Source organism: Streptomyces vilmorinianum (assembly GCF_005517195.1).
Classification (GTDB): Bacteria; Actinomycetota; Actinomycetes; order Streptomycetales; family Streptomycetaceae; genus Streptomyces; species Streptomyces vilmorinianum.
In genome coordinates, this window is sequence record NZ_CP040244.1 from 4,483,797 (window position 1) to 4,505,336 (window position 21,540).

Sequence of the window (21,540 nt, forward strand, 5' to 3'; positions counted from 1 at the left end):
CAAGGGCGCCGTCCGTTGTGCCCACCCGTTCCGCCTGGGGGTCCCCCCGGACGGAGTCTGGGGGAGGAACAATTGCCCACAACGGGCGTGGGTGGCCGGGTAGGGGCGGGCACCGCCGCAGCGGAACGAATGCCCACAACGGAGGTGGCGGGCGTAGGGGCGGGCACCGCCCCAGCGGAACGAATGCCCACAACGGAGGTGGCGGGCGTAGGGGCGGCACCGGCCCAGCGGAAGGAAGGTCACAACGGCGTGGGGGCGCGGGTGGGCGCCGGCCCGGTGGGGCCGAGGTCCGCGATCGGTGCCGCCCCCGCGTCGTTACACCGCGTCCGCGAGGAGCAAGGAGTGGATGCGGTCCGGGGCGCCCGGGCGGGCGTAGTACCAGCCCTGGGCCGTGTCGCAGCCCAGGTCCCGGAGCTGCTGCGCCTGCGCCCCCGTCTCCACCCCCTCGACCGTCACCGCCAGCGACAGGCTGTGCGCCAGCGAGACGATCCCCTCCACGATCTTGAGGTCGACCGGGTCCGCCGGGTGCTGCTGCATGCCCTGGGTGAAGGAACGGTCCAGCTTGAGGACGCTCACCGGCAGCCGGCGCAGGTTGGCCAGGTTCGAGTAGCCCGTGCCGAAGTCGTCCAGCGCGATGTCCACGCCCATCTCGGCCAGTTGCCGCAGCGGCTTCAGCAGGTCGTCGTCCGCGCCTATCAGCGCGGACTCGGTGACCTCCAGGCACAGCGCGCCCGGTTCGAGGCCCGAGCGCTCCAGGACGTCGACGGTGTCCGCGACCAGGCGCGGGTGGTGCAGCTGCGTCGGCGAGAGGTTGACGTTGATGCGCAGCGGGCCGCCGTCGGAGTGCCGGGTCTGCCAGAAGCGGGCCTGGCGTACGGCCTCCTGGAGGACCCAGCGGCCGAGCGGCACGATCAGGCCGGTGTTCTCGGCGAGCGGGATGAAGCGGTCGGGCCCGAGCACTCCGTGCTGCGGATGGCACCACCGTACGAGCGCCTCGGCGCCGTGCACGCTGCCGTCGCCCAGATGCACCAGCGGCTGGTACTCGATGAAGAACTCGCCGCGTTCCAGGGCCGCCGGCAGCGCCGTGGTCAGCCCGTGGCGGGTGATCGCGCGGGCGTCGGCCTCCGCGTCGGCGAACTCGAAGCGGTTGCCGCCCGCGGCCTTGGCCCGGTACATGGTGATGTCGGCGCTGCGCAGCACCTCGGCCGGGGTGCGCTCCCCCGCCGGTCCCTCGACGACGCCGACGCTGCCCCGCACGGTCAGTTCACGGCCGTCGAGCCGGATGGGGGCGGCGAGAGCGGCGAGGATGCGGTTCGCCAGCTCGGCGACGTCCCGCTCGGTGTGCGGGCCGGTGGTCAGGGCGACGAACTCGTCGCCGCCGAGCCGGGCCACCATCTCGCCCGGGGCGGTGGCGCAGGACTGGAGCCGGTCGGCGACCTCGACGAGCAGCCGGTCGCCGGCCGAGTGGCCGAGGCTGTCGTTGATGGCCTTGAAGCCGTCGAGGTCGAGGTAGCAGAGCCCGAAGCGGCTGTCGGCCGGGGCGAGCGCCTTCTCCAGGCGCTCGAAGAAGAGGGTGCGGTTGGGCAGGCCGGTGAGCGCGTCATGGGTCGCCTCGTACCGCAGCCGCAGGTTGAGCAGGCGCCGCTCGGTGGTGTCCTCCATCAGTGCCAGCTGGTACTGGGGGAAGCCCTCGGCGTCGCGCAGCAGCGAGACGGTGAGGTTCGTCCACAGGACCGTGCCGTCGCCGCGGAAGTACGGCTTCTCGACGCGGTAGTGCTCGCGCTCGCCGCGGACGAGTTCCTCGTAGAGCTTCCAGACGTGCGGGCCGTCCTCGGGGTGGGCCCATTCGCTGACGTTGCGGCTGAGGACCTGGTGCTCCAGGCCGCCGAACATCCGGGTGAGGGTCTCGTTGACCTCCAGGACGTTCCCTTCGAGGTCGGCGATGCCGATCCCGATCGCCGCTCCGTCGAAGACCGCCCGGAAGCGGCTCTCGGTGGCGTGCAGGGCGACTTCGGCGGCGCTGCGGGCGCTGAGCGCGGAACGGGCGATGGCCTCCTGCTCGGCGAGGGTCCGCTCGCGCAGGGCCTGGGCGAAGCCGGCGGCCATGGCGTGCTGGAGCCGGGCGCAGCGGGCCCGCAGCTCCTCGGTGGAGTTGCCGTCCTCCTCGCCGCAGTAGAGCACCAGGTACGAGTCGATGACCCCGAGGGTGCGGCTGAGCGCGTCCGGGTCCGTGCAGTGGACGCCCACGAGCGCGACTCCGGTGCGAAACGCGGGGGCCGTGTCGAAGGGCCGGTCGTGCAGCGCGGTACGCAGCTCGCGGGCGAGCGGCAGCAGGTGCTGCTCGAACTCGGCGCGGGTCAGCGAGGTGGCCGTGACCGGGAAGATGGCCCGGCTCCAGATGGTCACGAACCGCCTGAGTCTGTCCTCGAGGCCGTCCGGTTCCGCGCCGGAACCGGACGGCTGCGACGGCACGTTCACGCCTTGCGCCCCACCCCTGCGAAGCCCGAGAAGGCGAATGGATCCTCCTCCTCGGCGGGACTGTCGGGCCGCCAGTCGGGCATGGACACCAGCCCGGGCTCGATCAGTGCGCACCCCTCGAAGAAGCGGGCGATCTCGGCGTGCGAGCGCATGACGAGAGGGTTGCGGATGTTCCGGTAGACCCCGACGGTGCCCGCGGCCTGTTCCTGCGTCAGCGGGATGCCTTCGTAGGAGGCGTGGGTCAGTACGACGAGACTGCCGGGCGCGAGGGCGTCGAGGAGGTCGGCGACGGCCCGCCGCGGTTCGTCCTCGTCCTCCAGGAAGTGCAGGACGGCGACCAGCAGCAGCGCCACCGGCTTGTCCAGGTCGAGGAGTTGGCCGACCTCGGGGCTGCCGAGGATCTCCTGCGGCTTGCGCAGGTCGGCCGCGACGACGGCGACGCGGTCGTTGCCCTCCAGGACGGCGCGGCTGTGCGCGACGGCGACCGGGTCGTGGTCGACGTACACCACGCGCGCTTCCGGGGAGGCGGCCTGGGCGACCTCGTGGACATTGCCGAACGTCGGTATGCCGGAGCCGATGTCGAGGAACTGCGTGACGCCGTTGTCCACGGCGAAACGTACGGCGCGGCGCATGAAGGCGCGGTTCGCCTGCATGATCTTGGGGAGTCCCGGCATGAACTCCATGGCCTTCCGGGCCGCTTCCCGGTCCACCTCGAAATTGTGCGAGCCGCCCAGATAGAAGTCGTACATACGGGACACGCTCGGGACCGAGATATCGATACCGGGCGGAGCCCAGGCGGGACGCTCCATCAAAGTCTCCAACAAGTCGCCACGGGGGATACGGCCATGCGTTCGCGGCCGCTGTTCGAGCCGAGGCTACTGATCGCCCGCCGGGAGAGCGAGCAGAAACGGAAATTCGCGGTCCGTTCTTGGTCACACGCCATTGGCACGTGCAGTACGAGCGCAGAGTTCACGCCTTCGGCCCGTGCACATTCACGTGCATCCGGACGTGCGCCGGCCCGCCGTCACGCGAGGTGCGACGGCGGGCCGGCCGGCCGGAAGCGCGGCGCGGGGGACCTACTTGGGCGCTCCGACCAGCTTTCCTTCGGGGGACACGGCGTACCAGGTACCGCCCACACCTTGGCCGTTGGTGTCTCCGGGCTCGCTGTCGCCCGCGAAGGTGTAGAGGGGCCAGCAGTCCATCGTCTGCTGCTTGATGCCGTCGGGCCGGTTGAAGGTGACGAAGCCCTTCAGGTTGATGCCGTCGGTGTCATTCTTGTCGACAGGGGCGACAACCGGCCACTTCTCCAGACAGGCCCCGGTACAGGCGGTCTTCATGGGCCAGGCGGAATCCTTCTTGAAGCGGTAAACCGTCATTCCTCGCGAATCCACCACGATCTCACCGAGCTTGGGGTCCTTGCGGACCGAGAGCCCGGCGGCGTCCGTACCGGAATCCTCTCCGCCGTTTTCGCTCTCCTCCTCACCGGCACCCGGTGCCGCCTTCTTTCCGTCCGGAGCGGCGGCGAACCAGGTGCCGCCCACTCCCTGGCCGTTGAGGTCGCCCGGCTTGGTGTCCTTGGCATACCGGTACATCGGCCAGCCGCCGAGGGTCAGCTGCTTGCTGCCGTCGGCACGGGTGACCTCGCCGAGCAGTGAGGCGTCCACGCCGGCCGGGGCCTTGGCGCCGTCGGCGCTCACCACGGGCCACGCCTTGGCGCAGTCGCCCTCGCAGGTGGCCCGGGGCGGGGAGGACGAGTCCTTGTCGAAGCGGTAGAGCGTGAAACCCTCGCTGTCGGTGACCACCTTGCCGAGCTGCTTGGTGTCCGACACCGCCAACTGTCCTGCGGGTTCGGCCTCTTCACCGCTGCCGGACCCGTAGCCCCCGGAGGCGTATCCACTGGAGCCGTAGCCGCTGTCGGCGGGTGCGCCGGCCGGGTTCACCGCTCCGGCGGGCTGACCGCCCAGCGTCGACTCCCCCTGCTCCTGACCGCACGCCGTCGTCAGCGCCAGGACGGCCGCCGCGGTGAGCGCGCGTGCCGCGTTCCCCCAGGTCTTCATGTCAACTCCCGTTGCTTCATCGCTTGTTGGAGTGGCTTTGGACGCCGTTCCCGGCATTGGATACGGAGCGGTGGCGCGCCGCGCTCAAAGGGCGGCGAAGAAATTTCCGGAGAAACGTCAAGCCACGCCCTTGCAGATCCCCTCCATCCGGGGAATCCGCGCCATTCCGGGCCTGCCGGGCGGGGACTGTGATCATGATCTTCGGCGTGTCTCTGTACGGATCGTTCCTCGCGCGGCCTCTGACGGCCGCGGCGCTGCTGTGGCTGTTGGCCGCTCCGGCGCCCGCCGCCGCCGATGCCTGCGCCTACGCCACGACCGGGCCCGGCGGCTCGCACACCTCGGTCGCGGTCATCGGGCCGGGCGCGTGCTCGCCCACGCCGACTCCTCCCCCGCCGCGGCCGTCGCCCACGCCCACGCCGACGCCGACGCCGCCACCGTCTCCCCCTCCCGAGCGCGCGGACCCGCCACCCCCGCCGAAGGCGGACCCACCGAAGCCGGCACCGCCGGCCGCGCCCGCGCCCGCGCCCACCCCGGCGCCCGAGGTGCCCTCTCCCCCACCGCCGTCCCCCACGCCCCCCGCGCCCGCCACGCCGTCGCTGCGCGCCCGGCCGCCGGCCGCGCCGCCCGTCGCCCTGCCCGCCTACCGCCGCGCCTCGCGGCCCGAGCCCGAGGGCGCCTCCTCGCTCGTGTCCATGACCCTGCTGATCGTCGCTCCCGCGGTGCTGGCGACCGCGATCCTGCGTCCCCGTTCCCGCTGAGCCCCGGAGGAATCCATGTCCGAATGGCTTGTACTCACCCTCGCGATGGCCGCGGCCTGCGCCGTCGTCCTCACCATCGTCGTCATCAACCACCGGAGGATCCCGGATGACGACGACCCCACCGAGACACCCGACGTCATGGAGTACATGACGATGATGATCGGCGTGATCTACGCGATCGTCCTCGGTCTGGCCATCGCCGGTGTCTGGGAGGCCCGTGGCGCGGCCCAGGAGACCGTGCGCCAGGAGGCCCAGGCGCTGCACGAGATCTCGGCCCGGGTGGAGGTCTACCCGGCCGACGTCCGTACCCGGATCCGCTCCGACGTGGAGGCGTACGTCTCGTACGTCGTCGACGAGGAGTGGCGTCACATGGCCGAGCAGGGCGAGCTCAGCGAGGAGGGCACCCGGCTCCTGGAGCAGCTGCGCCGGAGTGTGACCGACTACCAGCCGGCCACCGACCACGAGGGGCAGGCGTATCAGCCGCTGGTGGACCAGGTGGCGCTGGTCGACGACGCCCGGGGCGCCCGCGGCCAGAACGCCGGGGAGACCATGCCCGGGGTGGTGTGGTTCGGTCTGATCACCGGAGCGCTGGTGACCGTCGGCCTGATCTTCACCCTGCAGATCCGGCGCACGGGCCGTGAACTGCTGCTCGCCGGTCTGTTCAGCGCGCTCATCGCCTTCCTGCTCTTCCTGATCTGGGACTTCGACGCGCCGTTCGGGCGAGGGATGTCGGCGACGGCCACGCCGTTCACCGATCTGTTCCCGCAGCTCACCGAGTGAGCGAGGGGCCGTGGTGTAGGCCGCTCGGGGGACATGCGTGCCCCATTCGCCCGACTGGGATCGCGGCTGTGATAGAGGGCTCCTAGCGTTTCGGGCATCGAGGGGTATGCCCTGCCCTCCGCGGAAACCGCTTCCGCAGCTGCCCCTCGGGGACCCGGAGGATTCACCATGCGCGCGATACGTGCCGCGTCCACTGTCCTGGTGGGGGCGGCCGCCCTCGCCCTGGCCGCCCCCGTCGCCGCCGCGGCGGACGGCGCACCCGCACCGAACCCGAAGGCGGCCGGAGCGAAGGCGCCGGGCGACTTCGTCGTCTCGCCGTCCCTCGTCGCACCGGGCGGACGGGTGACACTCAGCGCCCCCGGCTGCAGCAGCACGGCGACCGCGTCGGCCGGCATCTTCGACACGGTGACCATCGCCCCCGGGTCCTCGGCCACCGCCACGGTGGACTGGGACGCCAAGCGAGGTGCCGTCTACACGGTCACGTTCAACTGCACCGGCGGGATCACGGACACCGTCAACCTGACCATCAGCGGTACCACCCCGACCCCGACCATCAGCTCCACCGTCCTCACCACCCCGCGCGGTGTGCAGGGCGGTGTCGGCGGCTCCGTCGACGGGATCGAGACGGGGACGCTCGCGGCCGGTGCCGGCCTGGTCGTCGCCGCGGCCGCCGGAACCTTCTTCTTCGTGCGGCGCCGGTCGAACCTCGACCGCGGCCGTCGCCACTGACGGCGGGGACGGTGTCTCCCCCGGAGGCCCGCCACCCGGCCACGAAGCCCGGCGCCCCGCCGGCCCCACGCCGTACACGCCCGTCGCCCCCGAGTCCTGAGCAACAGGATTCGGGGGCGACGGGCGTGTACGGCCGACCGGGAGGTTCGACCGGTCAGACGCTTCCGCTGCCCAGACGGCGCCGGCGGGCGATGAACAGACCGCCGCCGAGCGCGGCCGCGGCGACGAGCGAACCGCCGAGGGCCATCTCCGTGGAGCTGGGGGCGAGCGAGCCGCCGATACCGCCCATGGCACCCTTCGCCTCGAGGACGGTGAACTGGCGGGTCGCCACGTTCGCGTTGTCGCTGCACTTGACGGCGAGGTTGTAGGTCCCGGGCGTGGCGTGGTTGTAGACCCGGCCGATCGCGCTGGAGATCCCGTTGGAGTTCACCGAGAGGTTGGTCGTCGGGAAGGCGTTGGACGTCACCTTGCCGCCGTGGCCGCAGCCCCTGACGGTGATGGTGATGGTCGATCCCTGGTGGACGGCCGAGGGGTTGATCGTGACATCGCTGGGCCCGTTGGTGGCGGCGGCGAGGGGGGCCGCGAGCCCGACCGCCGCGAGCGCGGTGGCGGTCACCGCCAGAGTGCGTGCAGCACGCATGGTTGAACCTCCAGAGGAAGACGCCCCAAAGCGGTGCTCCGGGAAGTTCGACGAGTACGCCTTCCATGACGAACCCTCACAAACAGCGAGGAACCGCGCATGTCGGCACTGGTCCACCTCGGTGAGGCGACACGCCGGGGGAAAACCCGCAGATCTGACGGATCCGCAGGTCACAGACCGTCAGGACGATTGTCGGACGAATACTCGGATGGGTCATCGTCCCCGTCACCCGCCCGCCCGTCGGGTACCACAGTGCCGAGCACTTCACTCGTGCCCGTCCGGTACCGGGCCACCCGTTCGCCCTGCCCTGATCGCCGGTTCGCCCTGTCCCCCTTACCGTTCTGACGACGCCACGAAGGGAGAACCATGAGCCCCAAGGACTTCAGCGTCCTTGAGCCGAGGAGACGCCAACCGTGGGGCGTGCTCGCTCTCGTCATGCTGTCCGGCCTGGCGATGATGCGCAACGGGGTCGACGTCGAGCTCGGCCCGCCGCAACCCGCGGCCGCCGCGGCTCCCGACACCCGCCCGATCGCGGCCCCGCCCACCGCCACCGAAGGCCTGGAGCCTCTGCCGTACGCCCCGGCCTCCCGGGTGAAGATCCCGGCCATCAGGGTCGCGGCCCCCATCATGGACGTCGGCCTGGACCAGGACGGCTGGATCGCGGCGCCGCCGCCGCAGGACTCCAACCTGGCCGGCTGGTACCAGAACGGCATCGCGCCCGGGCAGCGCGGCACGTCCGTCATCGTCGGCCATGTCGACAACGCGACGGGTCCGGCGGTCTTCTACGGCCTCGGCTCGCTGGAGAAGGGCCAGCACATCGAGGTGGAGAGGTACGACGGCCGGGTGGCCGTCTTCGAGATCTACGGCGTCGAGGTGTACTCGAAGAACGACTTCCCCGGGGTGCAGGTCTACTCCGACACCGGGATGCCCGAACTCCGGGTCATCACCTGCGGTGGCGGCTACTCACGGGGGACCGGCTACGACGGCAACGTCGTCGTCTACGCCCGTCTGGTCGGCTCGCGCTGACCGGTACGCACCGCGGACCAGGCCCCCCGCGCCTCTTGGCGCGGGGGGCCTTCGTCGTCCACCCGCTCAGCGGCGCGGGACGGTGATGCTGTAGCCGGCGTCGAGGAGTTCGGGCAGATAGCGCCGCAGCGCGGCCACGCTCTGGGAGCGGTTGCCGCCCGCGTCGTGCGAGAGCACGACGACGCCGGGCGCCGCCCCGTCCAGGACCCGGCGCACGATGCTCCCGGTACCCGGTTCCTTCCAGTCGAGGGTGTCGACGGTCCAGGCGAGCGGCTCCATCCCCAGCTCGGCGCCGATCTCGAAGGAGTGCCGGTTCCAGGCCCCGAAGGGGGCGCGGTACCAGAGAGGGGCCGAGCCGAGGATCCCCTCGACGAGATCGCTGGTGGAGCCCAGCTCGTCCCGGATGCGGGAAGGCCGCAGCTTGGGGATGAGCGGATGGGACCAGGAGTGGTTGCCGACGACATGTCCGTCCGCGGCCATCTCCCGTACCAGGTCCTGGTGCTCGGCCGCCATCTCGCCGCAGACGAAGAACATCGCCCGGCAGCCGTAGCGGCGCAGGGTGGCGAGGATCTCCGGCGTGTAGCGGGGGTCGGGCCCGTCGTCGAAGGTGAGCACCATCGAGCGGCCGACGCCGGACATCTTCAGGAACGGCCGCTGCCGGACCGGTGGGACCGCCCGGCGGAAGGCGGGGGGCGCGTAGGCCGTCATCGGCTGGAGGCGGTACGAGGAGGGCTTGAGCCGGGCGCTCGCATGGGGGCCCGCCGCCGGCCCGCTGCCGGTGCCGGCGGCGGGCGTGGGGGCGGGCGTGGGCGGGGGCGCGGGTGCGGCGCCCTGGGGTGTGCCGAGGCGGTCCGAGGCGAAGACCCCGACGGTGGCGGTGGCCCCCAGGGCGGCGGCGAGCCGCAGCACCGCTCGCCGCCCGTTGGGCATCTGATCCGTTTTCATGACCAATGGCTCGCATGGCGGAAGGCCGGCGCCGTTCACCGACACCGGCCGCCCGCCCGAAAACACCCGTTGAGCCGACAGGCCGCGTGCTACTCCCCCATCACGAGACCGTCCTTTGCCGCGCCCCGTTCGAGGACGACCTGGCGGATGGTGTCGCGTACGGCGGTGTTGCCGCCGCCCTCCTTGGCGGCCGCGTTGAGGTTGACCACCCGGCCCCGGCCGGTGTCAAACCACTGCGGGACGAACTCGGCCTTGGTGACCTCCCAGCGCGCACCGGGCGCCGTGGGCGGGGCGAAGGTGAAGCGCCCGAGGGTGCCCTGGTTGCCGCGGGGGTCGAAGGAGCCCGCGTGGTTGATCATGTCGCCGGCGATCTGGTCGCCCATGCCGTAGATGATCCAGGTGCCGTTGACCTTCTCGTACGCCTGCGGGACATGGGCGTGGGTGCCGAGGATCAGGTCGATGTCGGGCCGGCCGTCGGTCTGCGAGGCGGTGAGCGATCGGCCGAGCGTGAGCTGGCGGTTGTCGGGGGCGGTCTGCCACTCGGTTCCCCAGTGGACGCTGACCACGACCACGTCGGCGCCGGCCTTCCGGGCGGCCCGCGCGTCGGCGATGATCTTCCGCTCGTCGATCAGGTCGACCGCCCACGGCTGCCCCTCGGGCAGCGGGATGCCGTTGGTGTCGTAGGTGTACGCGAGCTGGGCGACGGTCGCGTCGCCCGCCTTCAGGAGTGTGGGGCGGGCGGCCTCCTCGGCGGTGCGGGCCGAGCCGGCGTGCCGGACGCCCGCCTTGTCGAGGGCGTCGAGGGTGCGGCCGAGGCCGGCGGCGCCGTCGTCCAGGGTGTGGTTGGAGGCGGTGGAGCAGGAGTCGTAACCGGTCTCCTTGAGGGCGATGGCGACCTCGGGCGGGGACTTGAAGGTGGGGTAGCCGGTGTAGGGCCCGCCGTCACGTCCGTAGACGGTCTCCATGTGGCAGATCGCCAGATCGGCTCCGGAGACGACGTTCTTGACTCCGGCGAGCATCGGCCGGAAGTCGTGGCCCTGGCCGCCCGCGTCCGCGGAGGCCTGGCGGATGATCGAGGCGTGCGGCAGGACGTCGCCGGAGGCGACCAGGGTGAAGCCGGTCCGGGCGGAGGCTCCGCCGGCGGCCGTGGGGGCCGCGGGGCTCCCCGGGTCCTGTCGTGCGGGTGGCGTTTCGGGGGCACCGGCGCCGCCGGCACAGCCGGTCGCCGCCGTGAGCAGGGCGGCGGCGAGGGCCACCGCCCCCTGTCGCGTACGTGAGGTCATCTGCCGGCTCCGCGTGTGATTCATGGGATGAACATCTGTCCCGATGAATTCACAGGGCATATAAGCCGCAGTCAAGGGTCAAAGCCGCGCAGATCCATAAACCCTGCCTAAACGGACGAAGAGCCTCCGTCTGACCGCTCACCGCACCACTCGCCGCTCGGTGCGACCGCTCGTCGCAGACAGGTGTTCGTTCCCTGTCCCTCGTCGCCCGCATGCGTTCGTATACGCCACGGAACGACGAGCCGACCGGAGAGGTGTGGAGCATGACAACGGCGACGACGACGGCGACGACGGACGAGCGGGCCCTCGCGGAGCTGCAGCGCGACCACGGCAAGGCCCTCCTCGGCTTTCTGCTCGGACTGACCTCCGGCGACCGGCAGCGCGCGGAGGACCTGGCGCAGGAGACGCTGGTACGGGCCTGGCTCCACCCGGAGGCGTTCGACGGCCCCTACGAGTCGATGCGCCCCTGGCTGTTCACGGTGGCCCGGCGCCTGGCCATCGACGCCCGGCGCTCCCGGCTCGCCCGGCCCACCGAGATCGGCGACGGGATGCTCGCCGCCACCCCGGACCCGGCCGACACCACGGAGACCGCGGTCGCCGCGCTCGATGTGCGGGCGGCCGTCCGGGGCCTGAGCCCGGAGCACCGCGCGGTCCTGGTCCGGCTCTACTTCCACGGCCTGACCGTCAACGAGGCCGCCGCCGACCTCGGCATCCCGGCCGGGACCGTCAAGTCCCGCTCGCACTACGCGCTGCGGCAGCTCGGGCACCGCCTGCCGGGCTACCGGCCCGGGCGACGCGGCGTTGCCCGCTCCCGGGCCGCGGCCGCACAATGACCGCGTGACGCTGACTCTCGCCGCCGCGGAAAAGGTACTCGCCGACAACTTCGCCCCCTGGGTGCTGGATCTGGGGCTCTCGGTGGTCTCGCTCGACGGGCAGGAGGCGGTCCTGCGCCTCCCCTGGTCCGAACGGCTCGCCCGCGAGGGCGGCGGGCTCTCGGGTCAGGCCCTGATGGCCGCCGCCGACACGGCGAGCGTGATCGCCGTCGCGGCGGCCCGCGGCGGCTTCGTGCCGATGACGACGGTGCAGCAGTCCATCAGCTTCCAGCGGGCGGTGCTCGGTACGGACGTCCTGGTGCGGGCGCGGCTCACGAAGGCGGGCAAGCGGATGGCGTTCGCGGACATCACGATGACGGCCGAGGGCACCGAGGAGACGGCCGCCCACGCGACGGCGGTCTACGCGCTGCTCGGCTGAGGAGCTCCCTCTCCACCACACCCGTCCCGGACGTCTCCCGTGTCCTCACCTCTCCCACCGGCACCGATCCGGCGGAGAAACGTATCCGAAACCACACGGGCGAGTTGAGCAAAGTGCGACCCACGCGCGTCTTCCTCGGTGGAGGCTCGTGGTCGGGATCGCCGACCGACATGTCCGGGAGAAGGTGGGAGCGTTGCTGCCCGAGAGTACGAACGGCACCAGCGGGGGCGGGCTCGCCGTCCCGATGGCGTGGCTGTGTGCCGAGTTCATAGCCGACGATCTGCTGCGCGCGGGCTGCCTGGTCGCGCCCGGCACCCTGGAGTACCGGGCCGGCCGGCAGACGCTCGCGCTCACCATCCATCTGTGCGAGGGCGCGGACGCCTCCTCGGGGGCGCGGACCGCGGGCCGTCTCGACGAGTGGCTGTCCCGTACCGCCTACGACCAGCCCTGGCCTCGGTGGGTCCGCGAGCGGCTCGACGCGCGGAGCCGCTCGGACGGGGAGAGCCCCGACCTCGCGATGGCCCGCGAGACCTGGCGTCTCCTGGAGGCGACGCAGGTGCGTGCGGCGGATCTGGGCGGGCTGCCCTCGGCCGGGATCGGACCCCATGTCGACGAGTCGGAGCAAGTGTGGCTGCCCGCGTGGAAGTTGGGGCTGCCCCTGGGCCATCTGGCCCTGCACCTCTACTGATCGGGAGGCCGCAGGACCGTACGGTGCACCCCGGGGCGGTACTTGGGGATCCGTAGCGTGACCTTCATCCCCGCACCGACCCCGGTCTCGATGACGAGGCCGTGCTCCGGCCCGTACACCTGGCGCAGCCGCTCGTCGACGTTGGACAGGCCGATCCCGGAGCCGGTGGGCCGCTCCCCGAGCAGGATCGCGCGCAGGACCGCCGGGTCCATGCCCACCCCGTCGTCCTCGATCACGACCACGGCCTCCGCGCCCGCGTCACGGGCCGCGATCGTGACCCGGCAGACGTTCACGCTGTCCTCGAGACCGTGCTTCACGGCGTTCTCCACCAGCGGCTGGAGACAGAGGAAGGGAAGGGTCACCGGCAGCACCTCGGGCGCGATCTGGAGGGTGACCTTGAGACGGTCGCCGAACCGGGCCCCGGCGAGGGCCAGATACTGCTCGATGGAGCGCAGTTCGTCGGCGAGCTGGGCGAACTCCCCGTGGCGGCGGAAGGAGTAGCGGGTGAAGTCGGCGAACTCGAGCAGCAGCTCCCGCGCCCGTTCGGGGTCGGTGCGGACGAACGAGGCGATGGCGGCGAGGGAGTTGAAGATGAAGTGCGGGGAGATCTGGGCGCGCAGGGCGCGGATCTCCGCCTCCACGACCTTGGTCCGCGAGCGGTCCAACTCGGCCAGTTCGAGCTGGACGGAGACCCAGCGGGCGACCTCGGTCGCGGCCCGCACCAGGACCGCCGACTCCCGCGAGCCGTAGGCGACGAGCGCACCGAGCACACCGTCCTCGCCGGTGAGCGGGGCGATCACGGTCCAGCGCAGCGGGCAGGCGACATCCGCGCAGCCGGTGTGCGCCGAGAGGCTGCGCCCCGAGTCGAGGATGCCGGCGACCTGCTCCATGACGTGCTCGCGGTGGTGGCCCTCGCCCGGACCGTCCCAGGCGAGGACGGCGGAGCGGTCGGTGAGGCAGAGCGCCTCGGTCCCGAGCAGCGGGCGCAGTCGCCGGGCGGCCTTGCGGGCGGTGTCCTCGGTGAGGCCCGCGCGGAGCGGGGGCGCGGCGAGCGAGGCGGTGTGCAGGGTGAGGAAGGTGGCCCGCTCGACGGGGGTGCCGAGGTCGAGATCGGCGGCCCGGGGCCCGCGGCGGGCGGCGATCCGGCCCAGGACGAAGCCGACGGCGAGCAGCACGACCCCGGCGGCCGCCGCCGCGGCGAAGGCCATGGCAGTCATCGTTCCGCCTCCTTGCGGGGATGCCCGGCCCGGGGCCGACGTTCGGTCGCGGCACGCTGCCCGGCCCCTGGCTCCGGCCCGCCCCCTCCGGCCCCGGACGCATGTCCGGCCCCGGGCGCCTGTCCGGTCTCGACGTGGCGTGCGCCCTCGGGACCGTGTTCCGTCCCCGTGTCGCGCCGGGGTCCCGCCGACGGGTCCGGGCGGCCGGTGAACTCCTCCGGGAGGTGCAGCCGGGCGAGCAGCGCCGGGGTCCCGGCGGGGATGCGGCGCGGGGTCGCCAGGGAGACCAGGATCATCGTCAGGAAGCCCAGCGGCACCGACCAGACCGCCGGCCAGGCCATGAGCGTGTGCGGCCAGCCCGCCTCGGGCAGTCCGGCCCGGGTCGCCATGACCGCCGTGAGCGCGCAGCCGCCGCCGAGGAGCAGTCCGGCCATGGCGCCGGGCGGGGTGAGCCGCCGCCACCAGATGCCGAGGACGAGCAGCGGGCAGAAGGAGGAGGCCGAGACCGCGAAGGCGAGGCCGACGGCGTCCGCGACGGGCACCTTCGAGGCGAAGATCCCCGCGGTCAGCGGGACGGCGGTGGCCAGCAGGGTCGCGAGCCGGAAGTGCCGTACGCCGCGGGACGGCAGGACGTCCTGGGTGAGGACGCCGGCGACCGCCATCGTCAGCCCCGAGGCGGTCGAGAGGAAGGCGGCGAACGCCCCGCCGGCCAGCAGCGCGCCCAGCAGATCGCCGAGCACGCCGCCGAGCATCCGTTCCGGCAGGACGAGCACGGCGGCGTCGGCGGCTCCGGTGAGCGCCAGTTCGGGGGCGTAGATCCGGCCGAGCGCCCCGTACAGCGGCGGCAGCAGGTAGAAGGCACCGATGAGCCCGAGGACGACGAGGGTCGTGCGGCGCGCCGCGCGGCCGTGGGGGCTCGTGTAGAAGCGGACGGCGACGTGGGGCAGCCCCATGGTCCCGAGGAAGGTGGCGAGGATCAGCCCGTACGTGGCGTACAGCTGGTGGCCGTCGCGCCCGCCGGCCAGCGGCTGGGACCAGCCGAGGGGGTCGGCTCCGGTGGAGGCCCGCGCGGGGACGGGCGCGCCCTCGGGGAAGGCGAGTTCGGTGCCGGCCTCGACGCCGTGGGCGCCGGCGTCGAGGGTGACGGTCCCCCGCTCGTGCGCGGCGTCGTCGACGCGGCCGGTGACGGTGAGCGTGAGCGGGGCGTCGAGCTCGATCCGTACGGTGTCGGCGACCCGGACGGTGGTGTGCTCGCGGAAGACCGCGGGGGCGTCGAAGCGGACACGGGGCGCGTCGTCGCCGAACCAGGCCGCGGTCAGGAACAGGGCGGGGACGAGCAGGGCCGTGAGCTTGAGCCAGTACTGGAAGGCCTGCACGAAGGTGATGCTGCGCATGCCACCCGCGGCGACGATGCCGGTGACGACCAGGGCGACGAGCAGTCCGCCGACCCAGTCCGGCGCGCCGGTGAGGATCTCCAGGGTGAGCCCGGCGCCCTGGAGCTGCGGGAGCAGGTAGAGCCAGCCGATGCCGACGACGAAGAGGCTGGCGAGCCGGCGGGCGGGCGGCGATTCGAGCCGGGCCTCGGCGAAGTCGGAGAGGGTGTACGCCCCCGAGCGGCGCAGCGGGGCGGCGACCAGGACCAGCAGGACCAGATAGCCGGCGGTGTAGCCGACGGGGTACCAGAGCATGTCCGGGCCCTGGACGAGGACGAGTCCCGCGATGCCGAGGAAGGAGGCGGCGGAGAGGTACTCGCCGCTGATGGCGGCGGCGTTGAGTCCGGGCCGGACGGTGCGGGAGGCGACGTAGAAGTCGGAGGTCGTACGGGATATCCGCAGGCCGAGGGCGCCGATGAGGACGGTCGCGAGGACGACGGCGGTGACGGCGGCCACCGCGTAGGTGTGGTTCATGTCCGGCGCCCGCGGTCAGCGGCCCTCGACGAGGCCGGTGAAGTCGCGTTCGTTGCGCTCGGCGCGGCGTACGTACCAGTGGGCGACGGCCCAGATGACCGGGTACACGCCGACGCCGAGCGCGGCCCAGACGACGGCCTCGGGTGCGGGGAGCGCGAGCAGCAGGGGCAGCGGGCCGACGAGGAGGGCGAGTGCGCCGAGGGCGGTGAGGGCGGCGCGCAGCTGGCTCCGCATCAGGGAGCGGACGTAGGTGTGGCCGAGGGTGGTCTGCTCGCTGATCTCGGAGCGGGCTGGCGGATGGCCGGGAGGACGGCCGCGCGAGGGCTGCGCGGGCACGCCCGCGGCGCCGGCGCGGAGGGCGGAGGCGTGCGTGACGGTCTCGCGCCGGGGCCGGCGCGGCGGTGGCTGCTCGGACGGCGGTGTCCGCTCCGTCATCTGTCGACCTCGCAGGGGCTGGGGAGGCAACGGAGTCTACGCAGCGGCACTGACGTGGGGTAGAGGCGCCGGCCCAGGATCCGCCCGCCTTCCGGACCGGACGGTCAGCCGCCCGCGCGGCGCATGAGCAGGTCCCTCAGCTGGCGGGCGTGGCGGCGGCTGACGGCCAGCTCGGTGCTGCCGACGCGGACGGAGGTGGCGCCCCCGTCGAGCCGGAGTTCGTCGATGCGGCCGAGCGCCACGAGGTGGCTGCGGTGGATCCGGACGAAGCCGCGGGCGGCCCACCGCTCCTCCAGCGTGGACAGGGGGATACGGACGAGGTGGCTGCCCTCGTCGGTGTGCAGGCGCGCGTAGTCGCCCTGGGCCTCGACGTAGGCGATGTCGTCGACGGCCACGAACCGGGTCACCCCGCCGAGTTCGACCGGTATGTGTTCGGGCTCCGGGACCGGGGCGTGCACCAGCTCGCGGACGCGGCGGACCGCCTCGGCGAGCCGTTCACGGCGTACCGGCTTCAGGACGTAGTCCACGGCCTTGAGGTCGAAGGCCTGCACGGCGAAGCCCTCGTGGGCGGTGACGAAGACGATCAGCGGCGGGCGGGCGAAGCCGGCGAGCAGCCGGGCGAGGTCGAGGCCGGTGAGTCCGGCCATGTGGATGTCGAGGAAGACGACGTCGATGGTCTCGTCCCCGTCGGGGCCCGCCTCCAGGGCGCGGCCGATCCTGCGCAGTGCCCCGGTCGCGTCCGTGGCGCCCTCGGCGCTGCGGACCCGTGGATCGGCGCGCAGGAGGTAGAGCAGTTCCCCGAGGGCCGGCTCTTCGTCGTCGACGGCCAGTACGCGCAGCATGCGGCGGAGTCTACGAGAGGCGTGGTGGCGCTATTTCAGGAGCTTCGACAGGCGGCGGTCGGCGAGCGGCTTGCCGGTCTGGCAGGTGGGGCAGTACTGGAGGGAGGAGTCACTGAAGGAGACCTCCCGGATGGTGTCTGCGCAGACGGGACAGGGCTCGCCGGTCCGGCCGTGGACGCGCAGGCCGCTCTTCTTCTCGGCCTTGAGTCTGCCGGCGGCCACTCCGTGGGAGCGCTCGACGGCCTCGCTCAGGGTGGTGCGCATCGCCTCGTAGAGGCCTGTGGTCTCCTCCTCGGTCAGGTTCTGGGTCGGTTTGAAGGGGGACATCCTCGCCGCGTGCAGGATCTCGTCGCTGTACGCGTTGCCGATGCCCGCGATCAGGCTCTGGTCCCGCAGGGCGCCCTTGATCTGGCGCCGTTCGCCGGTGAGCAGCGCGGTGAAGGCGGCGAGGTCGAAGTCGTCCGCGAGCGGGTCGGGGCCGAGGCGGGCGACGCCGGGCACGTCCCGCGGGTCGCGGACGAGGTGGACGGCGAGGCGTTTGGTGGTGCCGGCCTCGGTGAGGTCGAAGCCGTCGCCGCCGGTGAGCGCGGTCCGCAGGGCGAGCGGCCCCTTACCGGGGCGCGGCGGCCCCGAGGGGAGGGGGTCCTTCCACTGGAGCCAGCCCGCGCGTGCCAGGTGGACGAGGAGGTGGAGCTCGCCCGCCTCGCCCTCGGTGGTGAGGTCCAGGAACTTGCCGTGCCGGGCGACCGCGGTGACGGTGGCGCCCTCGACGGCGCTCAGGGGCGGGTCGTACGTCTTGAGCACGCTGATCGCGACGGGCAGCACGCGGGCGATCTCCTTGCCCACCAGATGCTCGTCGAGGAACTCTCGCAGCGCTTCCACCTCGGGCAGTTCGGGCATGGCTCCACCCTGCCGCAACGGCCCGCGCGCCGCGCGCTCAGCGGCCGCCGTCGAGGTGGTCGAGCAGGTCGAGTTCGTCGGCGAGCGCGGCGGCCAGCGCGTCGAGGTCGGGGACCGCCTTGCCGTCGGCGACCAGGCCGATGTGGACCTGTCCGCCGTACGGCGACATGGCGACGGCGAGCGACTGGCCGCGGGCGAGCGGGGCCATCGGGAAGAGCGCGCGCAGCGGGGCCCCGCCGAGGGAGAGGGCCGAGCGCGGCAGCGGCACGTTGGTGACCAGCACGTCGAAGAGCAGCCGAGCGGCCCCGGAGGCCAGCGGGGCGCCGAAGCGGTGGGCGAGCGGCGGCAGTTGGTCGGCGAGGACGGCGACGGCTCCGGCGCCCCGCAGCGGCCCGTCGGCCTTGTTGCGGTCCATGGCCCGTCGTACGGAGGCGAGCCGGGTGGCGGGGTCGGGCTCGGTGACGGGGAGGGCGAGGAGGTAGGCGGAGAGGCTGTTGCCGGAGCCGGCCGGGGAGCCGGGCCGCCGCCTCGAGACGGGCACCAGGGCGCGCGGGTCGGCGCCGGGGAGCGGTTCGCCGCGTTCGGCGAGCCAGCGGCGCAGCGCTCCGGCGACCACGGCGAGCAGGACGTCGTTGGCGGTGCCGCCCGAGGCGCGCCGCACCCGGTGGACGCGTTCGATGTCCAGGACGGCGGTGGCGACGCGGCGCGTCCCGCTGGAGTCGGCGGCGAGGGCGGCCGTGGCGCGCCCGTCGAGCCGGCTGGCGCGGACGACGGAGGCGCCGACCTCGACGGCCCGGCCGAGGTCCCCGATGCGGTCCCGGGCGGCGCCGAAGAGGCGGCCCGGTCCGGGGAGCCAGGAGCGCGGGGGTACGGGGCGGGTCCTGCCCCGGCCGGTCCTGCGGGTGGCGGCGGCGATCTCGTCGAAGATCCCGGCGCCGATGGCGACGGCCCGCATGCCGTCGGCGAGGGCGTGGTGGAGTTTGACGAGGACGGCGAAGGAGCCGTCGGGGGCGCCGGTGAGCAGGTACATCTCCCAGGGCGGCAGACCGCGTTCGACGGGGCGCTCCATCAGCTCGCCGGCGAGCAGGGCGGTCTCGGCGGCGAAGTCGGCGCCCGGCAGGGCGATCTCCCGTACGTGCCGTCGTACGTCGAAGTGCTTGTCCGTGGACCAGGCGGCGCCCCCGACGGGGAGCAGGACGTCACGGACCCGCATGCGCAGCCGGGGGATCGCGGCGGCACGGCTCGCGAGCAGGTCGAGGACGGCGGACGGATCGCCGTCGGCGGGGAGGGGGCCGAAGTGGGCGAGTGCGCCCAGGTGCAGGGGGTGGGCGGTGGATTCGAGGTGCCAGAAGGCCAGATCGAGAGGTGCCAGAAGCTCACTGCTCAAGAGATCCCCATGTTCTGGAGGGTGGCGGGACGCGGACGGCCGAAAGTGGGGGGACAGGCATCGAAGTCAACCGCGTACGGTCGGTTACGGTCAAGTACGATCGATGTACGCAGGGTTAACAATAAATTCGCACCAGACGCACTTGCCGCTGCCGCGCGACTCGACGCCCCACACGTCCGAGAGCCGGTCCACGAGCAGCAGGCCCCGGCCCGAGACGCCGGACTCCCCCGCCTCCCTGCGTCGCGGCAGCGCGCTGGAGCGGTCCTCCACCTCCACCCGCAGCCGCCGCTCCGGTCCCGCCAGCATCCGCAGCGTCACGATCGCCCCGCCGTCGGTGTGCATCAGCGCGTTGGTGATCAGTTCGTCGGCGACGAGCTCGATCTCGTCCGAGCGCTCCCCGGCGCCCCAGGCCCGGACCGCGGCCCGGATCATGTGACGGGCCGAGCTGAGCGCCTCCGGGTCGCTCTGCGCCACGTGCTGCTGGAGCCGGCCGCCGGACTGCGGGAAGTACGCACCCTGCCGGCGCAGCAGCAGGATCGCCACGTCGTCGTCGCCGCCCCGCTCGTCCACGACCTCGCAGAGGTGGTCGGCGAGCTGCTGGAGGTCGCGCGGCCCGCGGCGTACCAGCGAGGAGAGCCAGCGCAGCCCCTCGTCGAGGTCCGAGCCGGGCGTCTCCACCAGGCCGTCGGTGTACAGGAGCAGGGTCTGGCCGGGGGACAGCTCCAGCGTGGTCGCGGGATAGTCGAGGCGGCCGAACTCGGCCGAGAGGCCGAGCGGCAGCCCGCCCTCCACCGGCAGCCGGCGGCAGCTCCCGTCGGTGTCCTGGAGCAGCGGGTCGACGTGTCCGGCGCGCACCACCTGCACGACGCCGGTCGCGAGGTCCGCCTCGACGTAGGTGCAGGTGGCGAAGCGGTCGGTGTCCAGTTCATGGAGGAAGACGGAGGCCCGGGCCATCACGGTCGCCGGGGTGTGCCCCTCGGCCGCGTAGGCCCGCAGCACGATGCGCAGCTGTCCCATGACGGCCGCCGCGTGGGTGTCGTGCCCCTGTACGTCCCCGATGACGGCGCCGACCCGGCCGCCGGGCAGCGGGATGATGTCGTACCAGTCGCCGCCGATGTCCCGGCCGAGGCGGGCCGAGCGGTAGCGGACCGCTATCTGGGCGCCGGACACGTCGGGGATGCGGCGCGGCAGCATCGCCTGCTGGAGCCCCTCGGCCAGGTCGTGCTCCTGCTCGTAGAGCATGGCGCGCTGGAGGCTCTGCGCGATGCTGCTGCCGAGCGCCACGAGCAGATTGCGCTCGTCGGCGCTGAAGCCGGTCTTGTCGCTGTAGAGCAGGCCGAGCGCTCCGATCGGCCGGGCCTGGGCGATGAGCGGCAGATAGGCGGCGGAGGTGATGCCGAGTCCGCTGATGTGGGGCCACAGGATCGGGTACGAGTCGGCGAAGTCCTGCGGCGAGTCGATGAACCGGGGGCGCAGGGTCCGGATCACCTCGCTCATCGGGTACGGCTCGTCCACCCGGGTGAAGCGCGTGCCGGGCACGAAGGCGCCCTCGGGCCCCTCCGCGACGAGATGGATCCGGCCGGACTCCAGGAGCCCCACGACCAGGCTGGTGGCGCCGAAGTACTCGAGGCCGTGCGAGTCGTTGAGCAGCTCGATGACGTCCTGCACGGTCCGGGCGTGGGCCAGGGCGGCGGTGGTTCCCTCGACGACGCTGGTGCGTTTGCGCCGCCCCTCGTCCAGGCCGAGCCGGGCCGCGTGCTCGGTCACCTCCTCCGAGGCGTCCCGGACGATGCCGACGATACGGCGGGGGCGGCCGGTCTCGTCGCGCTGGATGAGGCCCTCGGTGTGCGTCCAGCGCGGGGCGCCGTGGCGCAGCCGGACGCGGAAGTACGCCCCGTAGTGATCGCTGCCGTCCTTGAGCGCGTGGGTGACCATCGTGTCGAGACGCCGGCCCTCGTCGGGCATCACGCGGGAGGAGAGGGTGCTCGGGTTGCCGTCGTACTCGTCGGGGCTCATGTCGAAGACCTGCAGGGCGCCCTCGTCCATGGTCATCGAGCCGGTGATCAGGTCCCAGTCGAAGCTGCCCATCCGAAACGCGGGGCCGTAGTCCCGGAGGAAGCAGCACGCCACACCCCCGGTCCCTGATCCGCAGCGGCAGGGCTCCGCCGCCTCGGCACCCCCTCTGCCCGCGTTCATGGGGCCCACGCTAGGCGCAGG

The 21,540-nt window shown here is 72.9% G+C and carries 20 protein-coding genes; 7 read left to right on the forward strand and 13 right to left on the reverse strand.

What is annotated here, in order from left to right; all coding sequences use genetic code 11:
- Positions 1 to 315 precede the first annotated feature (315 nt).
- From FDM97_RS20960 to FDM97_RS20970, 3 genes are all read right to left on the reverse strand, one after another.
- A complete protein-coding gene (locus tag FDM97_RS20960) occupies positions 316 to 2,478 on the reverse strand; it encodes a putative bifunctional diguanylate cyclase/phosphodiesterase (protein ID WP_137991941.1) in 2,163 nt (720 codons plus the stop codon).
- The gene (locus tag FDM97_RS20965) at positions 2,475 to 3,287 is read right to left on the reverse strand and encodes an SAM-dependent methyltransferase (protein ID WP_137991943.1); all 813 of its coding nucleotides are present in this window, start codon (positions 3,285 to 3,287) and stop codon (positions 2,475 to 2,477) included. The genes FDM97_RS20960 and FDM97_RS20965 overlap by 4 nt, the downstream gene beginning before the upstream one ends.
- A gap of 267 nt (positions 3,288 to 3,554) precedes the next feature.
- Positions 3,555 to 4,535 (reverse strand): SCO0930 family lipoprotein, encoded by a 981-nt coding sequence (locus tag FDM97_RS20970; RefSeq protein ID WP_137991944.1) that lies wholly within the window; start codon positions 4,533 to 4,535, stop codon positions 3,555 to 3,557.
- Between the two features lie 206 nt (positions 4,536 to 4,741).
- On the opposite strand from FDM97_RS20970, the gene FDM97_RS35900 reads away from it, so the two are divergent.
- The 3 genes from FDM97_RS35900 to FDM97_RS20990 all read left to right on the forward strand — a co-directional run bounded on the left by FDM97_RS35900 (position 4,742) and on the right by FDM97_RS20990 (position 6,802).
- A complete protein-coding gene (locus FDM97_RS35900; protein WP_175438980.1) occupies positions 4,742 to 5,293 on the forward strand; it encodes a hypothetical protein in 552 nt (183 codons plus the stop codon).
- A gap of 15 nt (positions 5,294 to 5,308) precedes the next feature.
- Positions 5,309 to 6,073 carry a bestrophin-like domain gene (locus tag FDM97_RS20985; protein ID WP_137991949.1) on the forward strand — a complete coding sequence of 255 codons (765 nt, stop codon included), beginning with the start codon at positions 5,309 to 5,311 and terminating at the stop codon, positions 6,071 to 6,073.
- A gap of 168 nt (positions 6,074 to 6,241) precedes the next feature.
- Positions 6,242 to 6,802, forward strand: a complete 561-nt coding sequence (locus tag FDM97_RS20990; protein WP_137991951.1) for a hypothetical protein — start codon at positions 6,242 to 6,244, stop codon at positions 6,800 to 6,802.
- A gap of 154 nt (positions 6,803 to 6,956) precedes the next feature.
- Here the strand turns inward: FDM97_RS20990 and FDM97_RS20995 are convergent, their stop codons facing one another.
- Positions 6,957 to 7,442: a hypothetical protein gene (locus tag FDM97_RS20995; RefSeq protein ID WP_137991952.1), complete on the reverse strand. Its 486-nt coding sequence runs from the start codon at positions 7,440 to 7,442 to the stop codon at positions 6,957 to 6,959.
- 366 nt (positions 7,443 to 7,808) lie between these two features.
- On the opposite strand from FDM97_RS20995, the gene FDM97_RS21000 reads away from it, so the two are divergent.
- Positions 7,809 to 8,468, forward strand: a complete 660-nt coding sequence (locus FDM97_RS21000) for a class F sortase (protein WP_137991954.1) — start codon at positions 7,809 to 7,811, stop codon at positions 8,466 to 8,468.
- Positions 8,469 to 8,534: 66 nt separating this feature from the next.
- Here FDM97_RS21000 and FDM97_RS21005 read toward each other — a convergent pair whose 3' ends face one another.
- Both FDM97_RS21005 and FDM97_RS21010 read right to left on the reverse strand, forming a co-directional pair.
- Positions 8,535 to 9,413 (reverse strand): polysaccharide deacetylase family protein, encoded by an 879-nt coding sequence (locus FDM97_RS21005; RefSeq protein WP_137991955.1) that lies wholly within the window; start codon positions 9,411 to 9,413, stop codon positions 8,535 to 8,537.
- Between the two features lie 89 nt (positions 9,414 to 9,502).
- Entirely contained in the window at positions 9,503 to 10,696 is a 1,194-nt protein-coding gene (locus tag FDM97_RS21010; protein WP_137991957.1) for a CapA family protein, read from the reverse strand.
- Positions 10,697 to 10,959: 263 nt separating this feature from the next.
- Here FDM97_RS21010 and FDM97_RS21015 point away from each other — a divergent pair, with 263 nt between their 5' ends.
- The 3 genes from FDM97_RS21015 to FDM97_RS21025 all read left to right on the forward strand — a co-directional run bounded on the left by FDM97_RS21015 (position 10,960) and on the right by FDM97_RS21025 (position 12,635).
- On the forward strand, positions 10,960 to 11,529 hold the full coding sequence (locus tag FDM97_RS21015) for a sigma-70 family RNA polymerase sigma factor (RefSeq protein WP_137991959.1): 570 nt from the start codon (positions 10,960 to 10,962) through the stop codon (positions 11,527 to 11,529).
- 4 nt (positions 11,530 to 11,533) lie between these two features.
- Positions 11,534 to 11,947 (forward strand): PaaI family thioesterase, encoded by a 414-nt coding sequence (locus FDM97_RS21020; protein ID WP_137991961.1) that lies wholly within the window; start codon positions 11,534 to 11,536, stop codon positions 11,945 to 11,947.
- 193 nt (positions 11,948 to 12,140) lie between these two features.
- Positions 12,141 to 12,635 (forward strand): hypothetical protein, encoded by a 495-nt coding sequence (locus tag FDM97_RS21025; protein WP_137991963.1) that lies wholly within the window; start codon positions 12,141 to 12,143, stop codon positions 12,633 to 12,635.
- Here FDM97_RS21025 and FDM97_RS21030 read toward each other — a convergent pair.
- From FDM97_RS21030 to FDM97_RS21060, 7 genes are all read right to left on the reverse strand, one after another.
- Positions 12,629 to 13,852: a sensor histidine kinase gene (locus tag FDM97_RS21030; protein ID WP_137991965.1), complete on the reverse strand. Its 1,224-nt coding sequence runs from the start codon at positions 13,850 to 13,852 to the stop codon at positions 12,629 to 12,631. The genes FDM97_RS21025 and FDM97_RS21030 overlap by 7 nt on opposite strands.
- Positions 13,849 to 15,759, reverse strand: a complete 1,911-nt coding sequence (locus tag FDM97_RS21035; RefSeq protein ID WP_254705690.1) for a sodium/solute symporter — start codon at positions 15,757 to 15,759, stop codon at positions 13,849 to 13,851. The genes FDM97_RS21030 and FDM97_RS21035 overlap by 4 nt, the downstream gene beginning before the upstream one ends.
- A 15-nt stretch (positions 15,760 to 15,774) precedes the next feature.
- On the reverse strand, positions 15,775 to 16,194 hold the full coding sequence (locus tag FDM97_RS21040; RefSeq protein WP_254705691.1) for a hypothetical protein: 420 nt from the start codon (positions 16,192 to 16,194) through the stop codon (positions 15,775 to 15,777).
- A 104-nt stretch (positions 16,195 to 16,298) separates the two neighbouring features.
- Positions 16,299 to 17,036 carry a LytR/AlgR family response regulator transcription factor gene (locus tag FDM97_RS21045; protein WP_137991966.1) on the reverse strand — a complete coding sequence of 246 codons (738 nt, stop codon included), beginning with the start codon at positions 17,034 to 17,036 and terminating at the stop codon, positions 16,299 to 16,301.
- Between the two features lie 30 nt (positions 17,037 to 17,066).
- A complete protein-coding gene (locus FDM97_RS21050; protein ID WP_137991968.1) occupies positions 17,067 to 17,936 on the reverse strand; it encodes an Fpg/Nei family DNA glycosylase in 870 nt (289 codons plus the stop codon).
- Positions 17,937 to 17,973: 37 nt separating this feature from the next.
- A complete protein-coding gene (locus tag FDM97_RS21055) occupies positions 17,974 to 19,323 on the reverse strand; it encodes a wax ester/triacylglycerol synthase family O-acyltransferase (protein ID WP_137991969.1) in 1,350 nt (449 codons plus the stop codon).
- 90 nt (positions 19,324 to 19,413) lie between these two features.
- On the reverse strand, positions 19,414 to 21,519 hold the full coding sequence (locus FDM97_RS21060) for a SpoIIE family protein phosphatase (RefSeq protein WP_137991971.1): 2,106 nt from the start codon (positions 21,517 to 21,519) through the stop codon (positions 19,414 to 19,416).
- Between the last annotated feature and the right edge of the window lie 21 nt (positions 21,520 to 21,540).